General features: G+C 43.8%; 24 protein-coding genes. 8 read left to right on the forward strand and 16 right to left on the reverse strand.

Annotated elements, in window-relative coordinates:
• Positions 1 to 11: 11 nt before the first annotated feature.
• The gene (locus tag F0265_RS05745; protein WP_171748148.1) at positions 12 to 638 is read left to right on the forward strand and encodes a bifunctional 4-hydroxy-2-oxoglutarate aldolase/2-dehydro-3-deoxy-phosphogluconate aldolase; all 627 of its coding nucleotides are present in this window, start codon (positions 12 to 14) and stop codon (positions 636 to 638) included.
• Between the two features lie 277 nt (positions 639 to 915).
• A complete protein-coding gene (locus tag F0265_RS05750) occupies positions 916 to 1,113 on the forward strand; it encodes a hypothetical protein (protein WP_171748149.1) in 198 nt (65 codons plus the stop codon).
• Between the two features lie 3 nt (positions 1,114 to 1,116).
• Here F0265_RS05750 and F0265_RS05755 read toward each other — a convergent pair whose 3' ends face one another.
• Both F0265_RS05755 and F0265_RS05760 read right to left on the reverse strand, forming a co-directional pair.
• On the reverse strand, positions 1,117 to 1,764 hold the full coding sequence (locus F0265_RS05755; protein ID WP_171748150.1) for an HAD-IA family hydrolase: 648 nt from the start codon (positions 1,762 to 1,764) through the stop codon (positions 1,117 to 1,119).
• Between the two features lie 257 nt (positions 1,765 to 2,021).
• Entirely contained in the window at positions 2,022 to 2,522 is a 501-nt protein-coding gene (locus tag F0265_RS05760; protein ID WP_171748151.1) for a flavodoxin, read from the reverse strand.
• Between the two features lie 147 nt (positions 2,523 to 2,669).
• Between F0265_RS05760 and F0265_RS05765 the strand changes: the two genes are divergently transcribed.
• Complete coding sequence (locus F0265_RS05765; protein ID WP_019276223.1) at positions 2,670 to 3,140, forward strand: CreA family protein; 471 nt, start codon at positions 2,670 to 2,672, stop codon at positions 3,138 to 3,140.
• 111 nt (positions 3,141 to 3,251) lie between these two features.
• Positions 3,252 to 4,556: an inosine/guanosine kinase gene (locus tag F0265_RS05770; RefSeq protein WP_171748152.1), complete on the forward strand. Its 1,305-nt coding sequence runs from the start codon at positions 3,252 to 3,254 to the stop codon at positions 4,554 to 4,556.
• A 35-nt stretch (positions 4,557 to 4,591) separates the two neighbouring features.
• Here the strand turns inward: F0265_RS05770 and F0265_RS05775 are convergent, their stop codons facing one another.
• Entirely contained in the window at positions 4,592 to 5,197 is a 606-nt protein-coding gene (locus tag F0265_RS05775) for a beta-phosphoglucomutase family hydrolase (protein WP_171748153.1), read from the reverse strand.
• Positions 5,198 to 5,335: 138 nt separating this feature from the next.
• Between F0265_RS05775 and F0265_RS05780 the strand changes: the two genes are divergently transcribed.
• A complete protein-coding gene (locus F0265_RS05780) occupies positions 5,336 to 7,099 on the forward strand; it encodes a methyl-accepting chemotaxis protein (RefSeq protein ID WP_171748154.1) in 1,764 nt (587 codons plus the stop codon).
• Positions 7,100 to 7,142: 43 nt separating this feature from the next.
• On the opposite strand, the gene dsdC is transcribed toward F0265_RS05780, so the two are convergent.
• Complete coding sequence (dsdC, locus tag F0265_RS05785) at positions 7,143 to 8,084, reverse strand: DNA-binding transcriptional regulator DsdC (protein WP_171748155.1); 942 nt, start codon at positions 8,082 to 8,084, stop codon at positions 7,143 to 7,145.
• A gap of 179 nt (positions 8,085 to 8,263) precedes the next feature.
• Between dsdC and F0265_RS05790 the strand changes: the two genes are divergently transcribed.
• A complete protein-coding gene (locus F0265_RS05790) occupies positions 8,264 to 9,571 on the forward strand; it encodes a D-serine ammonia-lyase (RefSeq protein ID WP_171748156.1) in 1,308 nt (435 codons plus the stop codon).
• Between the two features lie 34 nt (positions 9,572 to 9,605).
• Here the strand turns inward: F0265_RS05790 and F0265_RS05795 are convergent, their stop codons facing one another.
• From F0265_RS05795 to F0265_RS05815, 5 genes are all read right to left on the reverse strand, one after another.
• Positions 9,606 to 9,824: a hypothetical protein gene (locus F0265_RS05795; RefSeq protein WP_006960940.1), complete on the reverse strand. Its 219-nt coding sequence runs from the start codon at positions 9,822 to 9,824 to the stop codon at positions 9,606 to 9,608.
• A gap of 9 nt (positions 9,825 to 9,833) precedes the next feature.
• Positions 9,834 to 10,229 (reverse strand): VOC family protein, encoded by a 396-nt coding sequence (locus F0265_RS05800; RefSeq protein WP_095663844.1) that lies wholly within the window; start codon positions 10,227 to 10,229, stop codon positions 9,834 to 9,836.
• A 62-nt stretch (positions 10,230 to 10,291) separates the two neighbouring features.
• Positions 10,292 to 13,444 carry a multidrug efflux RND transporter permease subunit gene (locus F0265_RS05805; RefSeq protein ID WP_171748157.1) on the reverse strand — a complete coding sequence of 1,051 codons (3,153 nt, stop codon included), beginning with the start codon at positions 13,442 to 13,444 and terminating at the stop codon, positions 10,292 to 10,294.
• A gap of 10 nt (positions 13,445 to 13,454) precedes the next feature.
• The gene (locus F0265_RS05810; protein ID WP_171748158.1) at positions 13,455 to 14,573 is read right to left on the reverse strand and encodes an efflux RND transporter periplasmic adaptor subunit; all 1,119 of its coding nucleotides are present in this window, start codon (positions 14,571 to 14,573) and stop codon (positions 13,455 to 13,457) included.
• A 102-nt stretch (positions 14,574 to 14,675) separates the two neighbouring features.
• The gene (locus tag F0265_RS05815) at positions 14,676 to 15,236 is read right to left on the reverse strand and encodes a GNAT family N-acetyltransferase (protein ID WP_171748159.1); all 561 of its coding nucleotides are present in this window, start codon (positions 15,234 to 15,236) and stop codon (positions 14,676 to 14,678) included.
• 266 nt (positions 15,237 to 15,502) lie between these two features.
• Between F0265_RS05815 and F0265_RS05820 the strand changes: the two genes are divergently transcribed.
• Positions 15,503 to 16,630 carry a fatty acid desaturase gene (locus tag F0265_RS05820; RefSeq protein ID WP_171748160.1) on the forward strand — a complete coding sequence of 376 codons (1,128 nt, stop codon included), beginning with the start codon at positions 15,503 to 15,505 and terminating at the stop codon, positions 16,628 to 16,630.
• A 615-nt stretch (positions 16,631 to 17,245) separates the two neighbouring features.
• Here the strand turns inward: F0265_RS05820 and F0265_RS05825 are convergent.
• The 7 genes from F0265_RS05825 to F0265_RS24670 all read right to left on the reverse strand — a co-directional run bounded on the left by F0265_RS05825 (position 17,246) and on the right by F0265_RS24670 (position 21,807).
• The gene (locus F0265_RS05825) at positions 17,246 to 18,019 is read right to left on the reverse strand and encodes an ABC transporter substrate-binding protein (protein WP_171748161.1); all 774 of its coding nucleotides are present in this window, start codon (positions 18,017 to 18,019) and stop codon (positions 17,246 to 17,248) included.
• Between the two features lie 210 nt (positions 18,020 to 18,229).
• Complete coding sequence (locus tag F0265_RS05830) at positions 18,230 to 18,643, reverse strand: GFA family protein (RefSeq protein ID WP_006960932.1); 414 nt, start codon at positions 18,641 to 18,643, stop codon at positions 18,230 to 18,232.
• 19 nt (positions 18,644 to 18,662) lie between these two features.
• Positions 18,663 to 19,058 carry a GFA family protein gene (locus tag F0265_RS05835; RefSeq protein WP_171748162.1) on the reverse strand — a complete coding sequence of 132 codons (396 nt, stop codon included), beginning with the start codon at positions 19,056 to 19,058 and terminating at the stop codon, positions 18,663 to 18,665.
• A 10-nt stretch (positions 19,059 to 19,068) separates the two neighbouring features.
• Positions 19,069 to 19,620 carry a GNAT family N-acetyltransferase gene (locus tag F0265_RS05840; protein WP_253809350.1) on the reverse strand — a complete coding sequence of 184 codons (552 nt, stop codon included), beginning with the start codon at positions 19,618 to 19,620 and terminating at the stop codon, positions 19,069 to 19,071.
• Positions 19,621 to 19,707: 87 nt separating this feature from the next.
• Positions 19,708 to 20,970, reverse strand: coding sequence for a DEAD/DEAH box helicase (locus tag F0265_RS05845; protein WP_171748163.1), 1,263 nt, complete (start codon positions 20,968 to 20,970; stop codon positions 19,708 to 19,710).
• Positions 20,971 to 21,006: 36 nt separating this feature from the next.
• Positions 21,007 to 21,582: an ACP phosphodiesterase gene (locus F0265_RS05850; protein WP_171748164.1), complete on the reverse strand. Its 576-nt coding sequence runs from the start codon at positions 21,580 to 21,582 to the stop codon at positions 21,007 to 21,009.
• 102 nt (positions 21,583 to 21,684) lie between these two features.
• On the reverse strand, positions 21,685 to 21,807 hold the full coding sequence (locus tag F0265_RS24670; protein ID WP_006960927.1) for a hypothetical protein: 123 nt from the start codon (positions 21,805 to 21,807) through the stop codon (positions 21,685 to 21,687).
• A 355-nt stretch (positions 21,808 to 22,162) separates the two neighbouring features.
• Here F0265_RS24670 and F0265_RS05855 point away from each other — a divergent pair, with 355 nt between their 5' ends.
• Positions 22,163 to 23,368, forward strand: a complete 1,206-nt coding sequence (locus tag F0265_RS05855) for an aromatic amino acid transport family protein (RefSeq protein WP_171748165.1) — start codon at positions 22,163 to 22,165, stop codon at positions 23,366 to 23,368.
• The last annotated feature ends 115 nt before the right edge of the window (positions 23,369 to 23,483 follow it).

The raw sequence follows: 23,483 nt of genomic DNA on the forward strand, positions 1-23,483 counted from the left end.
AAGGTAAAACGATGTCACTTATCAACGAACAATTACAAAAACTCAAAGTCATTCCAGTCATCGCTATTGAAGATGCAAAAGATATTATCCCTCTGGGAAAAGTGCTGGCAGACAACGGATTACCAGCGGCTGAAATCACATTTCGCTCAGAGGCTGCTATTGAAGCAATACGTTTACTTAGAGAATCTCAACCTGAGATGCTAATCGGTGCAGGCACCGTACTTAATAGAGAGCAAGCCATTGCCGCTAAGGAAGCCGGTGCAACTTTTATTGTCTCACCAGGATTTAATCCGAATACCGTTAAGGCCTGCCAGGAAATTGGAATTGATATTATACCGGGCGTAAATAACCCAAGTACCATTGAAGCGGCTCTAGAAATGGGTCTTACGACACTAAAATTTTTCCCAGCGGAAGCTTCAGGTGGTGTGAACATGGTGAAAGCTTTGCTTGCTCCATATTCCGATGTCAGCCTAATGCCAACAGGTGGCATTAACGCTAACAACATCCAAGAATACCTTTCTATTCCAAGAGTCTTAGCTTGTGGTGGCACATGGATGGTCGACAAAAAACTTGTCGAAGAAAAAAACTGGGATGAACTCGCTAGACTAACACGAGAAGCGGTCCAGCTAGTTAAATAGAAAATAGGTACGCATTAGCACGCTCCTACTTGAGGGCGTGTCACTTCTAAATAGCGACACTTTCGACGCTGTTCGACGCAAATTCAATGGCCAGCGCAGTCAATTTTATGAATTCACTCTCATAGTTAATGAAAATCTCTCAAACCGGGCATATTCAAGAGATTGTTCAACTAAAATAGCATTGCATACAGATAATCTAGCTATTAAGCTGATTAACAATAATTAAAAAGACTTAATCGGACTAAGAATTTTAGTCCTTTTTGCTGCGGGAGCATTCATGGAATCAAACCAAGACGAACAAGTACTGTGTTGCCCGCTATGTGGCAGTGAGGAATACCTTCTGTCAGAAACAGACAGTATGTTATGTGCTCAATGTGGTACGTTTTTCGAAGATATTAAACAGGTTGTGGTCACTCAGCCCATCGTGACACCTAAAGTGACCAAACTTATCAGCGTTAATCAATACGTTATTTAACGATTAAACCAACGCTTCTAAATCCCTCAAACCTGTAATCCTGACGACTTTTTCCGAATGTATTTTATCGTTAAGGCCAACCAAGTGGACGGTCTTAACGCCAGCGCGAATTCCTGCTTCCAGCCCCTTTGGTGTGTCGTCTACATAAATGCATTCATTCAGTTTGAAGCCCATATTCATTGCGCTGTATTGCACTAAATCAGGTTCGGGTTTCCAACTATTGGTATCAAATGCAGAAAAGATTTTACCTTTGAAGTAAGGCAGCAAGCCGGTGATTTGTAGTGTTTTTTCTATCTTGGTTTTAGGGCCGTTAGACGCAACACAGTACTCTATCCCTTTGGCTTCAAGGCATTTGATGACATCAAATACACCGTCCATAGGTTTCAAATGCGCCTCAAACAGTTGTTCGAGTACTTCACGGTAAACAGGCTCTAGTTCATCAAGAGAAACAGAAAGGCCAAGCCGGTCTCGCATGTCGGTAAGAATATCGGCAAGCTTCCCCCCCTCAAAGTGCTCTATCGCCATATCCAACGATAGATGGACATCGTAACGATTAAAGACATCGCACAACGCCTGACAACATAATCGTTCACTATCTACTAGAGTACCGTCACAATCGAATATCACACACTGAGTTTGAGGTTTACCCATTCCGTCTTCCTTTCTTAACGTACTTCGTAAAATACTATTCCAGGCTATCGAGATTGAAATGATGGGGTTAACACTTCAAATAAATGTAACTTAATTCATGACAAAAACACCGAGCTTGTCACTAAATTATGCTCTAATTGTATGAATTTAATACTAATGACACAAAGAACATCAGAGCGCTGACTAGGCGAAATAGATCAAAACTGGTAGCGACTGTGGATGTTTAGAAATGGCTAATTGTGTATAGGAGTGTGGAGTTAAGATTCAATGTATATCGTTTCGCAATTTGTTTCTTCTAACGTCGAGTGCGTTAATAAGGAGGCAACGAATTCATCTTTATTGCCTGATAAACTCACAACATCTGATACTAAGAGGTCTTGCTCCGTTCTGGTAATGATTGCAGCAGCGGATGGCTCTCCATTTTGAAAACCAACATAAAGATCACATGGCTCTGAGAAGATTATCTGACTCAAAAACTCAACGATTAACTCTTGCTCATTCTGCTCTTCCCATCTTTTAGACTGAAGCAGAGAGAACATGACGGTGAGGCGATGAAAATCGACTTTAAAGATATCTTGCTCTGAAAACGCTGTACTAGGCTCAGGAAGGCTTACTAAGGTTTCAAACTGGCTATCTTGGCTTTTCGCCATATATAGCTGCCGCCCCGCTAAGCTTTCTTTGGTTGGAAACTCAACATCAATATGCTGGCTTAGCCATTGGTTTTTAGTTTCAACAATCGAAATTGCACTATTGCTCATATCTGGAAACGCTGTTCTTTAACGGGATTACCGTGAAGCTTAGCGATAACGATCTGATGTCTCAAGTATTTTAAGGATATCTGGCGATTTCTGTGTCAAACTAGCCCAATTGACTAACGGAATATCATCATTGGGACAAATAACACCATGTTAAGGAAAGTTGCGATCGTATCTCTTTTAGCGCTCGGGTTGACCGCCTGTGACAATAACGAAGTGGGCGATGTCAGTCTGGGTTTATTCACCATGAAAGACATTAAACTCAATCACCTCAAAGATCCTGTCGTCACAGGAGTCACTTGCCACATCGCTTCCATCGAAGCAGACTTCAGCTTGGCTGATCCAAGTGACAGTTCAATTTCTTGTCGTCAAACGGGTGAAATCACACCGGAAATGATTGCGGCAATCGATAAGTCCAAAAATGGCGAAGTAGTGTTTAAAAAGTCCAAAAGTATTTTCTTTAAGAGCATGAAGGTTCGCCGGATTTTCGATTCAGAAAACCAGACTCTGATGTATCTGTCTTATTCTACAAAAGAGACATCGGGTAGCTTTAAGCACAGCCTTTCTACGGTGCCTTTATGGGGTACCAAAGCCTATGGCATCCATACGACTGAAAAGTAGTTGAAAAAAGAGCCAAACATGTCAGTTTGGCTCTTTTTTGTGTAATAAAAATGAAAGCGATCTTACATTGATGTGATATGATGCGCGAAAATTTCCAACCCCATTCTAAAAATGAAGTTTCCTGGACAGCGCAAATCTAAGCACTACTTCCCTACTCACGCTCGTGATCCACTTGTCAACCAAATGAAGCAAACGCCAAAGCTTTACCGACCTATTATTGTCGGCGTTGGTCAAACAATTGTTGATATTGAAGCTCGTGTCGACGATGACTTCCTAGCTAAGCACGACTTGAGTAAAGGTCATTCTCTGGTCTTAGAAGAGAGTAAAGCAGACGCATTATATGAAGAGCTGGTAAAGCGTGAACTCATTACTCACCAATACCCTGGTGATACGATTGGTAACACACTTCACAACTACTCAGTGTTGGCGGACAGCAAATCTGTCCTGTTGGGTGTAATGTCTAAGAACATTGAAGTAGGTTCTTTTGCTTACCGCTATCTATGTCGCACTTCTTCTCGCATGAACCTAAACCACCTCCAAATGGTAGAAGGTTCTATCGGCCGCTGTTACACACTAATCTCAGAAAATGGCGAGCGTACGTTTGCTATTAATGAAGGCCACATGAACAAACTGCGTCCGGATAGTATTCCTGAAGACGTATTTGATAAAGCGTCTGCATTAATTGTGTCTTCATATCTGATGCGTGGAAATCCGGAAGATCCAATGCCGCAAGCAGTTGCCCGCGCTATCGAGATTGCTAAGTCTAAAAATGTACCTGTTGTACTGACTCTTGGTACAAAGTGGGTCATTGAAGGCAATGCGGAGTGGTGGCAAAACTACATTAAAGAAAACATTTCTATCGTTGCAATGAACGAAGAAGAAGGTGAAGCTCTGACTGGCGAAAAAGATCCGCTTCTTGCTGCAGATAAAGCATTGGAATGGGTTGATCTTGTATTGTGTACGTCTGGCCCAGTAGGCCTTTATATGGCAGGCTACACCGAAGAATCAGTCAAGCGTACTACTGAGCTACCGTTACTGCCGGGTAACATTCCAGAGTTCAACAAGTACGAATTTAGCCGAGCTATGCGTAAAAGCGACTGCGCGACACCAGTAAAAGTGTATTCTCATATTGGTCCATACCTAGGCGGACCACTAGAAATCAAGAATACCAACGGTGCTGGAGACGCAGCACTGTCGGCACTTTTGCATGATATGGCGGCCAACAGCCACCACCAAGTAAACGTACCAAACTCATCGAAGCATGATCAGCCTTACCTGACCTATTCTTCTCTGTCTCAAATCTGTAAGTACGCGAACCGAGTAAGCTACGAAGTGTTAACCCAACACTCACCTCGTTTAAGCCGCGCACTGCCTGAACGTGAAGACAGCCTTGAAGAAACGTATTGGGACAGGTAACAAACTAAAAAAGAGCCGCATAAATGCGGCTCTTTTTATTCTTGTGGGCAGGGATAGAAAACCAATCCACTGCTTTCAACCATAACACAATCCATTTTCGCTGCATGTGCCGCTTGCTTCCCTAGCTCTGTATCTTCAAAAACCACACATTCACTTGGCAATAAGTTAAGCTCTTGAGCCGCAATTAAAAACGTATCTGGATTAGGTTTGTGATGTTTAACATCCGTCGCAGTCACGACAGTATCCAGCTTATCAAGGATCTGGCTTTCTGATAGTAGCCGCATTGCGCTTTCTCGCTGACTGCCCGTCCCTACCGCAATCTTCTTTTTACCGTAAAAATGATTGAGTACTTCATTTGTCGATTCGATAGGTAATCCAAAATCCTCCAGATCGCTGAACGTCTTCATTTTAAAGGTTGAAACGGCCATAGGGTCCAAGGTCAAACCGTGTTTCTTATTCACTTCAGCCGCTATTTTATAGCTTGGCATGCCACCTAGGCTATGAAGCCACTGCCGTGTGAAAGGAAACCCAAACTCAATGGCCGTTCTTTCCCACGCTTTCAGGTGTGCTGGCATGGTATCTATTAAAGTGCCATCCATATCAAAGATTAAACCTTGATATCGCTCCAATTGTTTCAACATTCTGATAATTACCACCTTTAATATTGCTAGTATCCATATTTTCTGGCCAGACCAGGTCAATTGATATATCTATAAATAGCAACTACTCTTCACAAAGAAGCTAATAAAACTAACCGCTCAATTTACTCAGGTACTCTCATGAATATCAAGAATAAACTGTATTCATTAGGTGCAGTCGCCATTTTAGGGGTTGTATCATTACTTTTAGCAACCTCTCATTTCGCCCAGACCACCAATCAGCTCAATCATGCCAACTTGCTCGTCGCAAAATTAGAGATACGCCTTCTCAATCTCCGGCGTAATGAAAAAGACTTCCTACTTAGGAAAGACATGAAATATCTCGACAAGTTTAATAAGAATATGGATATCTTTCTTGATTTGGAATCTGAGCTTGCGCCAGTCCTTGATGATAACAGCCTGCCCTCAAGCTCGCAGGTACGACAAGATATCTTGAAGTACCAAACGGGATTTACCAAGTTAGTCAATGCATTCGATGCACTTGGCCTCAAACCTGAAGATAAACTGCTTGGTGCGTACAATGAAGAGCTGAAGGCGCTAAAACCTTCTCTCTCGAGTGAGCAATTGGTTAACCTGTTTGAGTTTGATAAAAACGTAATTAAAGGTGAAGTCAAATCTCAGCTATTACCAAGCAATGCAAGTCAGCTTATATCGGCCGCGAATCAAGTTGTCTCTCAGAAGCGAATTATTGGCCTTAAGTACAATGAAGGTTTACTAGGCGATGCTCGCGGATTGTCTCATACCGTAGAAAAGCAATTTAAAACATTTGCCAGTGCCTTGGATGAGCAGAGCAATGCAACAAGAAATGAGCTTGCCTTAATCAAGCAAGGTGTCAGTGTTGCTGTCGTGGTATTTATTCTCGGCTTCATTTTCCAAATTTCTCGATCGATCAATCTACAAGTCGCAGCCCTTCTTTCCATAATTCAGGAAATCGCTCGCTCAAATAATGTTGCTCTTCGCTCTCAACTATCAGGAAAAAATGAACTCGTATCCATCGGTAATTACTTCAACCGGTTACTAGATAAACTAGAAGCACTTATTTCTGGTACTCAATCGAAGTCTTCTGAGCTTACATATAGCACTCAAAGTATGCACAACGAGCTGCAAAGTGTGATTGAACAATTCCATGTGCAGGCAGATCACACGTCTACGATGGCAACCTCTGTTCAAGAAATGGTATCAACCATAAATGAGATTTCAGAAAGTACGGCGGTGGCGGTTGAAGGGGTTCAGCAAGCTTCAATCAATGCTCAGCATGGCAGAGAAGTTGTAGAAGAAACTGTGAAAAACATCAGCCAGCTGTCATCGATTCTGTCTGATAGCCAAGGTTCAATCAGCTCCTTAAACGATCATGTAGATAAAATTGGTGATGCGGTTAATATCATCCAAGGTATTGCAGAGCAAACCAACTTATTAGCGCTTAATGCTGCTATCGAGGCGGCGCGTGCTGGTGAACAAGGACGAGGCTTTGCGGTTGTTGCCGACGAGGTTCGCGCGCTTGCAAGTAGAACACATCAATCTACTGAAGAAATTACAAAAGTCGTCACCGCTATCCAGACCCAAATGGCAACAGTTGTGACCAATATAGATCAATGTAACGAGCAAGGACAACAAACACTAGGAGCTTCAGAAACATTGGATGAAAGCTTAGGTCAGATCATTACTGACATGACCAATATTCAGGCTAACTCGGAACGAATAGCTTCTGCGATTGAAGAGCAAGGCATCGTTATGAACCAAGTAAGTGAGTCGATTACAGAGCTTAATAGCATCTCCGAAGGGAACATGCACTCTGCTCAAAACTGCCTGAATGAAGTCGACAAAGTTTCTTTGCAAGCGAGTGAGATGGACCAAGCCGTAGCAGAATTCCAAACATCAAAATAGAATTAGACAACAGGTAAAAAGCGCTTTTAAACAAAGCGCTTTTTTATTTGCATATTTGTAGCTGACGGGAGAGCCAATCCGCAAAACACTTCTGCTTGACAGATAGCGTTCTTTGCACTCCAATAAGGTAATAATAATACCCTGATTTAATCAATCGGTTAGGAAAAGGCATCACAAGGTCGCCTCGCTCTATGTCTTCCTTCACTAAACTCCATCTCCCCATCGCAATCCCTGCCCCATGTTTTGCTGCACTTACTGCAAGAGTCGACTGATCAAATCCGACTGACCGACAATTTTGTATATCAAACTCAGCGTAATGTTCATGCCAATATTTCCATTCATCGAGCTGAGAGTGAATGTGCCATGCCTGATTGTCATGCAATAGCGTGCAATGTGAGAGATCACGAGTCTCATCGTTTAGAGCGTATTGATTGGCATAATGTGGCGAGCAAACTGGGATCACATGTTCTTCATTTAGCTTTAAGCTCCAATTGGCGTCAGGGGTCACATTGCTATAGTAGATGGCGAGGTCAATACCATGCCGATTTAAATCAAGCGTGTCGTTGCCCGTGATCAGCTTGATGTCGATTGACGGATACTGTTTACAGAAGTCATGCAACCTTGGAACCAGCCAATCATGCGCAAAGGAAGGCCTAGAATAAACCGTCAAACCACCCGAGACATGACCACTTTTTACCTGTTCAATACTGTTATTAAGTTGAGATAAAGCTAACGTCACAGATGCAAATAGTTGCTCGCCATTAGAAGTCAGTGTGACCTTACGATGCTGACGTTCAAACAACTGAAGATTTAGCTCGTTCTCCAATTTGTTTATTTGATGAGAGACCGCACTGGGTGTTAAGCAAAGCTCATGCGCAGCCAAAGCGAAAGAGCCCAAACGTGCGGCGACTTCGAATGTATAAAGCTTAGAAAGCTGAATTCCGTTCAACTGAGTATTGATGCGCGTACTTGTATCAATTTTCATTTCTTAATGCTGGCTTCGCTTAAAGTGAATCAATTTATCTTATACGAACTAAATCTTAAATCTATAACTCTCTCTTAATTTGAGTGAATTAAATTCACCCATCAGTGAGTAATGATCATTTGCTAGTCTCGCCGAACACAGGTTTAATCAAACCATCACTCTTAAGCCAATGACTGATTATGCGCGACCTCATCGAGCAATACCCACTAATTAATACCCTTGTTCAACTGAAAGAAACGAGCTGGTTCAACCCATCCGTTACCACCACTGAAATTGCACTTCCTTACGTAGGATTGGACAAAGCGGATGCCGATGAAGCCTCTTCACGTTTGCAACGCTTTGCGCCGTTTTTAGCTCACGTCTTCCCTCAAACCCAAGCCAGTAATGGCATCATTGAATCGCCAATTCGTGAGATTTCTACAATGAAATCAGCGTTAGAAGCTGAGTACAAAACCAAAATTGCCGGCCAGCTGTTACTTAAGATGGATAGTCACCTACCTATTTCCGGTTCTATTAAAGCAAGGGGCGGGATTTATGAAGTTCTGACCCATGCGGAAAAGTTAGCGTTTGAACATGGGCTGCTAAACATAGACGACAACTATCAAAAACTTGCTGATCCTGAGCTAAAAACGTTTTTTTCGCAATTCAGCATCGCTGTTGGGTCAACGGGTAATCTTGGTTTATCCATTGGCATTATGAGCGCAAAACTTGGGTTTAACGTCACTGTTCATATGTCATCTGACGCTAGGGAGTGGAAAAAGGCAAAACTCCGCGATCACGGTGTCACCGTTCGAGAATATGATAGTGACTATGGTGTTGCCGTTGAGCAAGGTCGCCTTGAAGCAGAACAAGACCCGAACTGCTTTTTTATTGACGATGAAAACTCAAAAACACTTTTTCTCGGCTACTCGGTTGCAGGAGAGAGAATCAAAGCGCAGTTTGATGAAATGAACATCCTGGTTGATGAAGACCACCCTCTATTCGTTTACCTACCTTGTGGCGTAGGAGGCGGTCCGGGAGGAGTTGCTTTTGGGCTGAAACTAGCGTTTGGGGATCACGTACATTGTCTTTTTGCCGAGCCCACACACTCACCTTGCATGATGTTAGGTGTCCATACCGGCTTGCATGATGAAATTTCAGTTCAGGATATTGGGCTAGATAACGTCACGGCAGCGGACGGCTTGGCAGTTGGTCGAGCCTCTGGCTTTGTCGGTAGGGCGATGGAGCGTATGATCGACGGCTACTACACGGTTTCAGATCAAACCTTGTTCACTCACCTTAAAAGGCTCCATCAGACAGAAAATATTAAGCTTGAGCCCTCTGCATTGGCCGGAATGAAAGGGCCGGTTATCGTCTCAGAAGATAAAGAATATTTAACTCGGCTTGGCCTTTCAGACACACAGCTTCAAAACGCGACTCATCTGGTCTGGGCAACGGGAGGCGGAATGGTGCCGACTGAGGAAATGGACAAATATCTGGCTAAATAAACTACCCATAAAAAGCTCTGTTAAACAGAGCTTTTTACTTGAGCCGAAGCACTTTGGTCTGGGTAGCGGTTGCATGTTCATGGTACATATCATCAAGAAACGTGAGCAGCTCATTCTCAGCAAGCTCTGAAGGAATATAAACGTCGTATATTTTTACTCGCATTCCTGTTTCAGACTCTCGATACAGAATCCACTCATCATTACGACGTTCAACGGACATCTTGGTTCCAAAAACGTCAAATAGAATTCGCATTACCTCTCCCTACTTCTTCAGTTGAAGAAGATCCCATTTGTTTCCATATAGATCTTTAAACACAACGACAGTGCCGTATTCTTCTACTCGTGGCTCCTCGCAAAACTCTATGCCATTTTTCTGCATATCCTTGTAGTCGCGCCAGAAGTCATCGGTATGAAGAAATAGGAAGACTCGCCCACCCGTTTGATTGCCAACCCTAGAAAGTTGCTCTTCATTGCTTGCTTTAGCCAACAGCAAACAGCTACCGTCGGAACCAGGCGGAGAAACCAAGACCCACCGCTTACCTGCGCCTAGATTTGTGTCTTCAACCAACTCAAAACCAAGCCTTTTAGTATAAAACTCGATGGCTTCATCATACTCATCCACCACCAACGCCATGTAACCAATTTTCTGATTTTTCATAACCGTCCTAGAAAAAAATCCCCTCGCTTAAAGGGCTGAGGGGATTATCGCATTAAGTTGGATTAGTCGTCATCTAGTGGTACTAATTTAGTGCTACCGCCATGAATTTTCTCACGTTGACGCTGCACCAATGCATAGAAGCCAGGAATCAGGAATGTTCCTGCAAGCAGCACACACAGTAGGCCGCCGATCAGTGAAATACCCAATGAGTTCTGGCTTACGTGCCCTGCTCCCGCAGCAAATATCAACGGGAAAATGCCCAAGATAAACGACCAAGACGTCATGTTAACAGCGCGGAAACGCAGTTTACCCCCTTTTACAGCGGCATCATCAATCGTTGCATCTTTATCCTCACGCTCAACTTTCGCAAACTCGACAATGAGGATCGCGTTCTTGGCCGCGAGCGCTATCAAGAGCACCAAACCAATCTGTGCGTACAAGTTGAGTGGCGTTCCTGTTAGGTTCAAGGCTAAGAATGAGCCCAATGTTGCTATCGGAACCACAAGAATGATCGCCAGCGGAATACTCCAGCTTTCATACTGCGCCACCATGAACAGATAGATAAATATTAATGCGAGAGCAAAGGCGAAAATCGCTTGGTTGCCTGCAAGCACTTCCTGATATGCCATACCAGTCCATTCGTACTGATAACCTTGAGGCAATATTTCTGCCGCGACACGTTCCATTGCTTCAATCGCGTCACCACTTGAATAACCAGGTGCAGGCTGCCCCTGAATAATCGCACTGCGGTACATATTGTATCGCCACGCTACGTCTGGCTCGAAGATCTGCTCGTAACTAACCAGAGTACTTAGCGGAATCATTTCCCCTGCCGATGAACGAACATGGAAACGCTCGAGATCTTCCATACCAGTACGATGTTCAGCATCAGCCTGCATCGTTACACGGAAGTTCTTACCAAACATGGTAAAGTCGTTAACGTACAAGGAGCCTAAGTTACCCTGTAGCGTTTGGAAGATGCTAGATAGTGGAATACCTAGCTGCTGCGCTTTCTCACGATCAATATCGACATAGTAATGAGGCACATTCGCTCGGAACGTACTAAAGCTACGGGCAATTTCCGGTTGCTTGTTCGCTTCTTCGATGACTTGATTCATTACCACGGCTAAATCGCTACGGCTTCGACCCAATGTATCTTCCAGCACAAATTCGAAACCCGATGCAGCGCCCATGCCTGGAACAGCGGGAGGACCCATCGCGAATACGACAGCTTGAGGAAGTTGCATCATCGACCGACCGTTGATTCGGTTGGCAATCGCCGAAGCCGAATGCTCGCCTTCAAATCCGTTTCGGGTTTCCCAATCATGGAGTTTGATAAACAGAGTCGCACCATTCGATGAAGCCGCACCGGTTAAAAGCGAGTAGCCATTTGCGACTGTGATGCCATCAATGCCCGGCTCTTGTTCGATCATCTTAGCCAGCTCAGCTGTCGTTGCTTCTGTACGTGATAAAGACGCAGAGTCAGGTAGCTGAACGTTAACCAGTAAAATGCCTTTATCTTCCTGAGGTACAAATGCTGTAGACGTTGTTTTAGCGAAAAAGCTCACCGCCGCCACAGCGACAACGAAGAATACGACCAGCAACAGGGATTTCTTAACCAAATATCCCGCTACTTGGCCATAGCGATTCGTGACGCGCTCAAGCCCGCCGTTAAACGCCTTGAACCAACGAGCGGTGTTTCCACCTCCTTGCTTCAGCACTAATGAACAAAGTGCAGGTGAAAGTGTTAAAGCGTTGATAGACGAGATCACCACTGAAATACAGATCGTCAAAGCAAACTGGCGATACATGATGCCAGTTATCCCCGGTAACATAGCAACCGGCAAGAACACCGCAAGTAGCACCAGCGTCGAGGTAATGATAGGCCCCGTCACTTCTTTCATTGCAATCAGAGTAGCTTTGCGCGGACTTATCGAAGGATCTTTAGCCATTGTCGTATCGACGTTCTCGATGACAAGAATAGCGTCATCCACCACGATACCAATTGCCAGTATCAAACCAAACAGCGTCACTGTATTTATCGTAAAACCGGTCAGCTGCATGAAAGCAAATGTACCGATCAAAGATACCGGGATAGCGATTACAGGAACCAGCGTCGCACGGGCACTACCTAGGAAAAGATAGGTAACCGCAATAACAAGCAATATCGCTTCTACCAGTGTTTTAACAACACCCTTAATGGATTCAGCGACAAAGACCGTTGTGTCATAGCTGGTCTCATAAGCCAGACCTTCAGGGAAATTCACACTGAGGTCTTCGAGCAGTTCCATCACTTCTTTGCCACTTTCCAACGCATTGGCGCCAGACTGAAGTGACAATGTCACTATGGAAGCATCTTGGCCTCGGAATTTACCCGTTCCGTCGTAAAACTTCTTACCCAGTTCAACACGGGCAACATCTTTGAGGTAAATAGTCGAGCCATCGCTATTGGCGCGAAGCACAACGTTTTCAAACTCATCGACACTTTCTAGCCTGCCTTTAGTGACAAGGTTAAACTGAACTTCCTGCGCACTGCTGTATGGTGCTGAGCCCACACGCCCCGCCGCTACCTGAACGTTCTGCTCTGCTAGCGCGGAATGAACATCGCTGGTTGTCAGATTTAGGTTCGCCATCTTTTCCGGATCGAGCCAGACGCGCATCGCGAACTCACCGCCACCCAATACGTTTACTTCACTGATACCCTTAACACGCGCAAGCTGGTCTTTCAGATTCAGGTTTACGTAGTTGATGAGGAACTGGTCGTTATACTTCCCGTTTGGTGAATAGAAGTTCAGAACCATCAATAGGTCCGGAGAACGTTTTTTCACCGTGACACCCACCATTCGAACTTCTTGCGGAAGTTTAGACTCAATCTGAGCCACTCGGTTTTGCACGTTGACCTGAGCCATATCAGGATCAGTACCAACATCAAATGTCACATTTAGGTTGTAAGACCCATCATTGGCACTTTTCGAAGACATGTAGATCATATCTTCGACACCGTTGACGGAGGTTTCTATTGGGTCAGCAATGGCCTGTTCGACCGCTTCTGCACTCGCACCTGTATAAAAAGCGGAAACACTGACAGAAGGAGGACTGATTCTTGGATACTCTGCCACAGGTAAAACGGCAAGCGAAATTGCCCCTGCAAGCGTTAATATAATAGAAATGACCAGCGCAAATTTAGGACGCTGGATAAAGAAACGACTTAACATTTAGGCTCCTTTACTCAACGTCTGATTTTTCGTTGAAACGTACTGGAACACCATTTCGCACTCGTTGCAGTCCCTGCGTGATTACTTGTTCGTCAGAGTTCACACCACGATTTATAATGATGCCCTCTTCAATCTGACGCCCTAATTCGACATTACGGCGCTCTGCAATATTGCCTTCGGCGACAACCATAACAAAGTTACCTTCTAGGTCGGTTTGAACGGCACGGCGAGGAATAACGACAACGTCAGTAGACTGTTTCTCTCTCAGCTCGACCCGGATATGCTGACCTGGAAGCAGACGGTACTCTGGGTTAGGCACTTCAGCGCGCATCGCGATGGTGCCTGTATTCAAATCTATGCGGTTACCAAGAAAATCAAGGCGACCCAGATGCTCAAAGGGTTGACCGTTTTCCAAAACCACCTGTACTTCTACGGAGTCGGCTGAGCCATCGCCCTTAATTCTATCGATGCCCATTTCTAGTCGCTCTCGCTCACTGACGCTGAAACTGGTGTGTACAGGGTCTAAGCTCACTAAAGTAGTAAGAACGCCGGATTGAGGAGAGACAAGATCACCCGTGCTCAGCTTGCTTTCACTGATTCTTCCCGCAAATGGCGCGCGAATTTGGGTATAAGATAAGTTAACTTCCGCTAGGTTAAGTTGAGCGTTACCCGCTTCAACCTGTGCTTGAGCACCAAGTAATGCAGCGTTGAGATTGTCGAATTCAGATTGAGAAATGCTGCCTTTAGGAAGTAAGTTTTTGCCACGTTCGAAATCGAGCTCTGCTTTCTTAAGCTCGGCTTTCGCTTGCGCTAACGCTGCTTTAGCACTGGCAACTTGAGCTTCAAAAGACGAAGGCTCAATAGTGAAAAGGAGCTGGCCTTTTTCGACCATCTGCCCTTCTTCAAAATGTCGGGATTTGAGATAACCTGTGACCTGAGCGGTGATGTTCGTGTCTTCAACGGCTTCAACACGGCCAATATAAGATTTGCTTTGTTGATGAGGAATAACGATAGCTTGTTCAGCGACAACGAGTGACGCTGGCATTTTCTTCTGTCCCTGATTTTGCTCTCCACATCCTGAAAGAAATATCGCGCCAGATAACGCGGTGAATAGTAACGTTTTTTTCATTGAATAGACCGTTAGGTAAATTGAGAAAGAGGCTGACGCCAAACTACCTAACGATCTTGTGGATATTGTCCGAGAATTATCAGGAGAACGGACTTAAGTGTATCAATCTGTTACGACTTCTGTCTGAGTATGAATGCTAATACGTTCGAGCAGATCAGCGCCAGATTTCCAAGCGTAAACCAGTTCAGGAACCTGACTGCCACAAGGCGCTTTCCACATCCGCTCTTGCACAAGTTGACCACCGATGTGATCGTAGAACTTCACAGCTTGTTGATTATCCTTAATTACTTCCAAATATACGCCATTGTCAGGGAAGTGTTGTGCAATCCATTTTGCCATTTCAGCAATCAGTTTAACGCCCAATCCTCTGCCACGATAAGCCTCATCAATGTGTAAAGCATCGATGATGGTGCCCTTTTCGAAGTCGTGGTTGCCAAAGGCACAGATGAATCCACACAAAAGACCGCCTTCTTCGAGCAAAAGAACGTGCTGGTTAAAAGGAGGGTTGATCAATCGCGTTTGCCAAATGGCTAGTCGTTCATCCTGAACATCGTGCTTAAGATAGTCAGCGGCAAGTAGGCCTTGATAGAATTTCTTCCAGCTTTGGGTGTGTAGAGAGGCTATACGTTCGTAGTCGCTATATTCAGCTACTTTTAATTCCATTTATAGTTCCTTATTACTTCCTGTAAGGATTGCTTATCTCTTCATACTATAAAACATTTAACTAAAAGCCAATCATACTAGAGAAAATCCAACATTATTTGCCACTACCAGTTCCATTTCCTCGCAATGATTCTTATTGAGTATTCGGTTTATAACTTCTAACAAATTAATCCTTCATTAAGCTCACACGACACTTAACTTTCATTTGACTTACACATGTACGCTGATATTCTGGCGCACAACTGTTAGCTGAATGGATAATTGAAATGTCTGTAAAGGAAAAGCCACCGCTAATATGGCTAAATGTTACGCTTTTTCTCTCTAGTTTTATCGTGGCCGTTGTCGTTGCACCTTGGTATGGGTTTGAATTCGGATACGAGGCGGAGCATTGGCTTTGGCTGTTGATCACCTTTTCTTTTTGTAACCTTTCAATCACAGCGGGCTATCACCGCCTGTGGTCCCACAAAACGTACGATGCACACTGGTCTCTAAGATTACTTTTCGCTCTTGGCGGTGCATTCGCTCTGCAAAATAGTGCGTTGCACTGGAGCTCTGATCACCGTGTTCATCACAAGCATGTCGATAACAATGATAAGGACCCTTATTCTGCGAAGCGTGGATTCTGGTTCTCCCACATTGGTTGGATGCTAAGACACTACAACCCTGCGACTTATTCAGATTACGGCAACTGCCGCGATCTGCAGAAAGACAAAATTGTTATGTGGCAACATAAGCACTACTTGCTACTAGCCATTTTGATGAACATTGGCGTACCACTACTGCTTGGTGTGATTTACCAAGATATCTGGGGAATGCTACTTATGGTGTGTGTGGTTCGCTTAGTATTGAGTCACCATTCGACATTTTTTATCAACTCGCTTGCCCATATCTGGGGTTCTCAACCTTACACTGATAAAAATACAGCGCGTGACAATGCCATCCTAGCAGTGTTCACTTTTGGTGAGGGTTACCACAACTACCATCATATCTTTGAGAACGATTACCGTAACGGTATTCACTGGTGGCAATACGATCCAACCAAGTGGCTGATCAAATCTTGTTCGTGGCTTGGACTAACGAAAAAGCTACGTGTAACTCCAAAGATGAAGATTGAAAAAGCGATGGCAAAACAAGCCTTAGCGAAAGCCTCTCAAAATGTCAGTAAGCTGCCAAATGCATCACTGCTTAATGAGACGTTAAACAAGGAATTCGATGTGCTGATGAGTAAGATGTCAGACTATTACGAATTAAAGAAAGAAGTCCTTGAGAGCAAGAAAAGTGATTTAGCGAAGAAGTATGAGCATTCAGTTCTAAAAGTCCGTTACCAACAGATGAAGCAAGACTTCAAAGCGCAACGACGGAGCTGGGAATTACTCGTCGCCCGCTACGCATAAACATCAAAGCCACCTGACATTCAGGTGGCTTTTTCTTTTGCAATGCGGCAAATCGCCGTTGCCCTACCCAAGATTCATGTTGAACAAATAGTACTAACGAAAACCGTTCTACGCTTGGCTAGCGAGCTGATAAACACACCACCATAAAATACTACTACAAATAGACAGAATCACTGTCGTAACCAACAAATGTTTAGCGCTCATATTTTACACACAATAAATAGCGCTCTTGGCCAGCGCTTTTATTCATCATTCATAAACAGTTAATGAGCATTATAAACAGCGTGTCTTAGAAATGGGATAGCCTGAGGAAATAAACATTAGTTTTGAGAGGGAAATATCAGTGTATATTTCCACCACCACTTATATCATTGATATATATTGAACTTTATCTTTCTGAACAACACACTTATTAACGTCTTTTTTGATGGCATAATATTTATTGATAATAATGCACTCGTAAAATTCAATAAATCAATGTATTTTTCGCTCTTCCTGATTATATCTGTATGTTCATTTGTTTCACATGCGGTCAAAACACACACAATCGATCTTATAGAAAAAGAAAAAACGGAAGCTGATTGCTTCCGTTTTGTTATTTTCATTAGGCCCTACTTATTTAATAAAGTCTTTCACTATCTGATCGACTTCTCCGCTTTCTTTCATTTCAGACAAAATTTTATGGTATTGCGCTTTGAAATCATCTTTAAAAGGGAATTTTCCACCATTGGTCGCAAAACCTAAGAAACCCTGCTCAGAACTGATGGTAGCCCCTTCAACAACGCTTTGACCATCGTACTTTCCTTCGTTCTGAAGCTTTTTCAGTTCCCATTGAATAGAAAGCGCATCGTTCATGTAACAATCAACACGCCCTGCGATCAGTTTGAGAAGATTCTTCGGTGTTCCTTTCGTTTCATTCAGTTTGATCTTTCCAGCTTTGACTGCCGCTCTAAACTCATCGCCACCTGCAGAAAACCCAGCGTTATTACCTATCGTTAAGCCCATGTAGTCTCCAGGCCAATTAGGTTTTGGGCTGCTCAATACGGATTTCTGGCAAACCACAACCAACTTTTCATCGAGTATTGGCATGTCGTATTCCATGTAAGGGCGTTGCTCAGGGCGTTTATACGGTGGATAAAGCGCAAAAATTTTGCCGCCCTCTACTTCAGACAACCCGCGCTTCCAAGGTACCCCTTTTATGGTCACGCTGTAGTCTGGCATTTTGGAAAAAATACGCTCCAAGATAACGGTGTAAATCCCCGTGACCCTGCCGCTTTCAACATACGAATAAGGAGGGTATGAATCGTCACCGTAAACAGTGACATCGCTTGCTGCAAAGACCGAAGTCGACGCCATAACCGCACAAAGAAAAGTTAAGGTTTTTTTCATAGTGATAACTCCAAATACTGTTCCATCAGCATTACGTGGTGCTATCGGTAAGTAATAGTGCATGAAATGGCTAAGTCAAGGTCGTTGAAGCTAGGCAGAAAAGGCTTCCTGTTCAAAAAGACAACCCAACCCTTTGCTTTTAATGACTTTATAATCAATATAAAAAGCCAAGTGTTTCGCAACGAAAAAGGAGCCTACAGGCTCCTCTTCTTAAGGTTGCTTATCAAAGCATGGGATGTCTTTTGGTATTTCGACCCAGCTTTGCTTCTCGCTTAACCAAACATGCATTTGTGGCTCAAAGAGGGCGCTATACTCTACCCCTGCTGGCTTGAGTTTAAGCTTAATGGTTGCCGTGTCATCTGGGTTGTAATGATAAACACGGTTGCCACAGTCACCACAGAATTTAGCAAAGTTTTTATTGCCACTTTCCGCTATACGCTGCCACTCATTCAACTTCCCCTGAAATTCAATATCTTCAGTCTTAACAATAGCTGTTACGCTATACGGGCTAGTCGACAATTTCTGACATTCTTGACAGTGGCATGCAATGACTTTTAAAGGTGCAGCTTTGAGTTGATAGGAAAGCTGCCCACACTGGCAAGACGCTTTGATTGGAAATTCCATAATAACTCCTTACTGAGACTCAACGATCTGCTGGATGATTGACACCATCATTAGTGACAACGTCACCTAAATCAAAGGGGTTTACCCCTTCTAAACACCCTACATTGTAGCCATATTCCGTTGGGTCTGAGCGTCGTTGGTGGTGCGTGTAAATACCGCATTCAGAGCAAAAGTAGTGCTTAGCCGTTCCTGTATTAAATTGGTAAAGCTTAAGCAACTCTTGGCCTTTAAGTATACGAATTCCATCCAGTTTTACCGAAGCGACAATAGCACCTTTTCTTCGGCAAATCGAACAGTCGCACCGCCTGGGTTTGTCGATCCCTTGTGGAAGGTGCAGCTCCAATTCAACGCTTCCGCAGTGGCAAGTTGCTTTATGGTATTCTTCGATTTGTGTTGTACCTACTTGCTTAATCATCCATTGCTCCTCAATTGATTCGTAACTGATACTCAATACAGTCAATCGGCTTTCCGTGCATTTCTGCGTAATTGTTTACGACCTTTATGGGTCGAAACCCGTTAGCAGTTAATACCTTCTGTGACGCCAAGTTTTCAGTGGATGCGTAAGCCACCAACTTTTCAACGCCCATTTTTTCAACAACTCGAATAATGTTCGAGACGGCAAACTTCGCAACACCACGGTTGGTGAAGGACTTCCCAACTCGATAGCCAATATGAGCAATTTTCCTGCGACGGCTAATGTTAGATACATTTACGCGGCCAAGAATGGATCCGCTCTCGTCAACGATTAACATTGGAACCAAAGTTTTCGCTGCAAACTCCAGTAGGAATACCTGAATGTGTTCTTTTACACCTTCGAGTGAATAGAAATCTGTCTCACGCGGGGGAATATTGGCTTCAAACCATTCTCTGTTTTGAATCTCAAACTCAAGAAGTTTCTCAACATCACCTTCTTTGAGTAGCTCAAGCTGCATATCAAGTCCTTTATGAATAATGCCCGCGATCAATATATCGCTCAAAAACAGTTAATCCTATGTTTATATTGATGATTTGTTAATCATGCATAAAAAAAGCCGCATCTCTGCGGCTCTTAATAATTTGGCTAACTACTTCTTCTTGCCTCTATTCGCATGAATCTTGAGCTTCGCTTTCATCTTTCGTTTTTCCGAAGAGCGGCTTTTTCGTCTTCCACCACGCTCGCGTTCATTTTCAGTTGGTTCTTCAATACTTGGTTCAAAGCCCTGTAGCCACTCTTGTGGTAAACGCGCATCAAGAAGCCGCTCTATCGCTTCAAGCAAGTATTCTTCGTCTTTACTCATCAGCGATACCGCCAGACCTTCCTGACCAGCTCGGCCAGTACGACCAATACGATGAACATAGTCTTCGGCTTTGTAAGGCATATCAAAGTTAACCACTTGCTCTAGCTGATTAATATCCAACCCTCTCGCCGCTACATCGGTTGCAATCAATGCCCTAATTGTGCCCGATTTAAAATCGTCTAATGCTTTCTGACGTGCACCTTGGCTTTTATCCCCATTGATCGACGCAGCTTTGATTCCGTCAAGTTTAAGCTCTTTCGCAAGCGCATCGCTGCCCTGCTTAGTCTTCGCGAACACGAGCACCTGCTGCCAGTTTCGTGAACCAATTAAATAGGCAAGAAGTTCAGCTTTACGCTTTTTGTCGACAGGATAAACCATCTGTTTAACCGTCTCAGCCGTACTATTTGATGGCGTTACCTGAACCTCGACTGGCTCATTCATCAATTTATGAGCAATAGTCTTAATACGTTTATCAAATGTCGCCGAGAAAAACAGAGTCTGACGCTCAGGGTTGATCTTTTTCAATATGCGTTGGATATCTGGCATGAATCCCATATCTAGCATGCGATCGGCTTCATCCAGTGCCAAATAGCTGGTTTTTCTAAGATTGATATTTTTGCAGTAGAGGTGATCCAGTAAACGTCCTGGTGTGGCGATCAGTACGTCACAACCCTGCCTCAGATTTTGTGTCTGAACATTCATACTGGTACCGCCATAAGCAGTCACAATTTTAATCTCAGTCGCACTCGCATAAGCCGTTAAGCTGTCAAAAACTTGCTGAGCCAACTCACGTGTAGGAACAACCACCAAGGCTAAGACATCATTTGATTGAGGATCTCTCGACGCTTCCTGATCAAGTAGCTTGTTGAGTAGTGGCAAGCCAAAGGCAGCAGTTTTCCCTGTTCCTGTCTGAGCCCCCGCCAGCACATCTTTTCCTTCAAGTACGTGAGGAATGGCTTGCTCCTGAATAGGCGTTGGCGTATCAAAACCTAATTTTTCTACAGTAGATGCAAGTGCTTGAGACAGACCCAGATGTTGAAATGAAGACATGGTTACTTTCCAAATGAAACAGGGTCGCCGATTCTATCAGAATCTTTTCGCAGCGTTTAGTATCTCTGGGTACAAGGTATGGAATATTTCTTTCAATGGTTGATAACGCTGCTCTAACGTATCGAAACAACGCGATAGCTCCCCCATTCTTGGCGAACGAGCCGACATTCTTTGCAGCGCGTACTCGATATTCTCAATTTCCTTATAGGATTCCAGCCAACGACCTTTCCACATCGCCCCGCTGACAGCCATAAAACGCTCGGGAAGTGTTTCTGGGTATTCAGCAAGGACTTTACTTTCGGCATCAAGACAAAAATCTCGCAAGCTAGTGGCATGGTACTGTTGCCACTCAGACGCCAGACAGTGATCCCAGAACATATCCAATGCTATTCCTGAAAAACGCCGACTCTTTCCGGGAAAGTACTCTCTGGCTCGTAACATCAGTGCATGGCTGTCTATCGTACTGTCGACAAACCGATGTAGCTTAATTCCTTGGACGATATCGGCTGAATATTGGTGTTCAGGGTTACCTTTTACAAAGTCCCCGAGCAAATTTCCCAACATGCTCGACTCGCAGTGTTGTGCTATATGAAGGTGGGCGAGGTAATTCATAGTGCTAACTAGTACAAAACATTAGTTTCATAAAAGCACAAAGCCAGCGCATTTGCACTGGCTCTTTCTGGTATCAACGTGAATGTTGATTTCAACGAACGATTATTTATTGAAGATTTCTTCTGCTAGCTCTTCGATTGACTGTTCATAATCTGACAGTTCAAAACCAATCTCCATAGCATCTAGCAATTCAAGGCATTCTTCGTTCAATGTTTGGTCACTCATTCTGACCTCCTTAATTACAAACAACTTTATAGACCTGTTTTCAAGTCTCAACATGAATATAAGGTCTATTGCTCCTTTTTAAACCACTTATATGACAGTTTTTTGAAAGAACAAAGTAAATAATCAATGCGATATGATTTTTGTCGCAAGTAAACGTTTGCATTGCTGAATCTCACCTAAACCCGGGTTAATAGTAAACATATATTTACACCAATGGTTATTTATATGTACATTTAGCTTGAAATTATCATTTTAATTCCACAAAATGCCTTAAAAGTAGATTTTATTCATTGGAATATTCATTTATTCCAGTTTTAAAATCCAAATCAAACAAAAATCGTAAAGAAATATATACATGACTAAATCAAAGGTTCTGGGTAGTACTTTGATCATCGCCGGCACTACTATCGGTGCAGGTATGCTCGCTCTACCTCTAGCTTCTGCCGGAATTGGCTTCACTACTTCACTCATCATCATGGTCGCGCTATGGGCACTAATGGCTTATACCGCTCTACTGATGGTTGAACTCCACCAACACGCAGACGCGAGTGCAACATTGCATACTCTCGCCAAGCAATTTCTAGGGCAAAAAGGCAAATGGGTTGCCAGCTTTTCTATGCTGTTTTTGTTCTACTCACTTTGTGCTGCATACATCGCAGGCGGTGGTGCACAGTTCGGTGAGCGCATTTCGCAATTCACTGGTGTCGAGATCTCGGGAATGACCTCAACAGTCATCTTTACGATAGTTGTCGCCGCTGTAGTGACCATCGGCACTGGTACGGTCGATAAAGTGAATCGTGTACTATTCACTATCAAACTTATCGCGATGGCAATGGTTCTGACGTTCCTTGCACCGAATGTGACTGAGTCGTACCTGCTAAGCATGCCTGTTGAACAAGGCCTTGTCGTCGCAGCTATTCCTGTCATCTTTACGTCTTTCGGATTCCACGGCAGTATCCCTGCTATCGTGAACTACCTAGATGGCAATACACCTTCGCTGCGTAAAGCCATTATTGTTGGCTCTTCTATTCCTTTGATCATTTACGTTTTCTGGCAAATTGTAACCCTAGGTGTGGTAAGCCAGGATGCGTTGGTCGATAACCAAGGTCTAAGCGGGCTGATTTCAACGCTGTCGACCAAAGTTCACCAGTCTGGCCTTGGTCAGACAATCGGTGTTTTTGCTGACTTAGCACTGCTGACTTCTTTCTTAGGCGTGAGTTTGGGTTTGTTTGAATTCCTAGGCGATAGCTTCAACAAGAAGAAAGCCGCTTCTAGTCGCATCGTCGTTGGTGCTATTACCTTTGTCCCGCCAATGGGCTTCGCACTGTTCTACCCACAAGGCTTTATTATGGCTCTTGGATACGCAGCGATTGCGCTAGCGATTCTGGCCATATTCCTGCCTATTATGATGGTGAAGAAAGCGCGCATTGCTGAGGAAACTCAAGGTGGCTACCAAGTGTTTGGTGGTACAGCAGGCTTGATGATCAGCGGTACCGTTGGCTTTGTAATAATCGCAGCACAGCTGCTCATCACTATGGGTGTTTTGCCTTCACTAGGCTAACTTCACTTCTTCATTTCAAGGGCAGCTTTTAAGCTGCCCTTTTTACTTTCTAAACGAAAAAATCTTTAGAAAAATGAGATCTAATGCAATTTTTCCTACGACTTGCCTTTCTTAT

Origin of the sequence: Vibrio sp. RE88, from assembly GCF_013113835.1 — a bacterium.
In the GTDB taxonomy this organism is placed as follows: domain Bacteria; phylum Pseudomonadota; class Gammaproteobacteria; order Enterobacterales; family Vibrionaceae; genus Vibrio.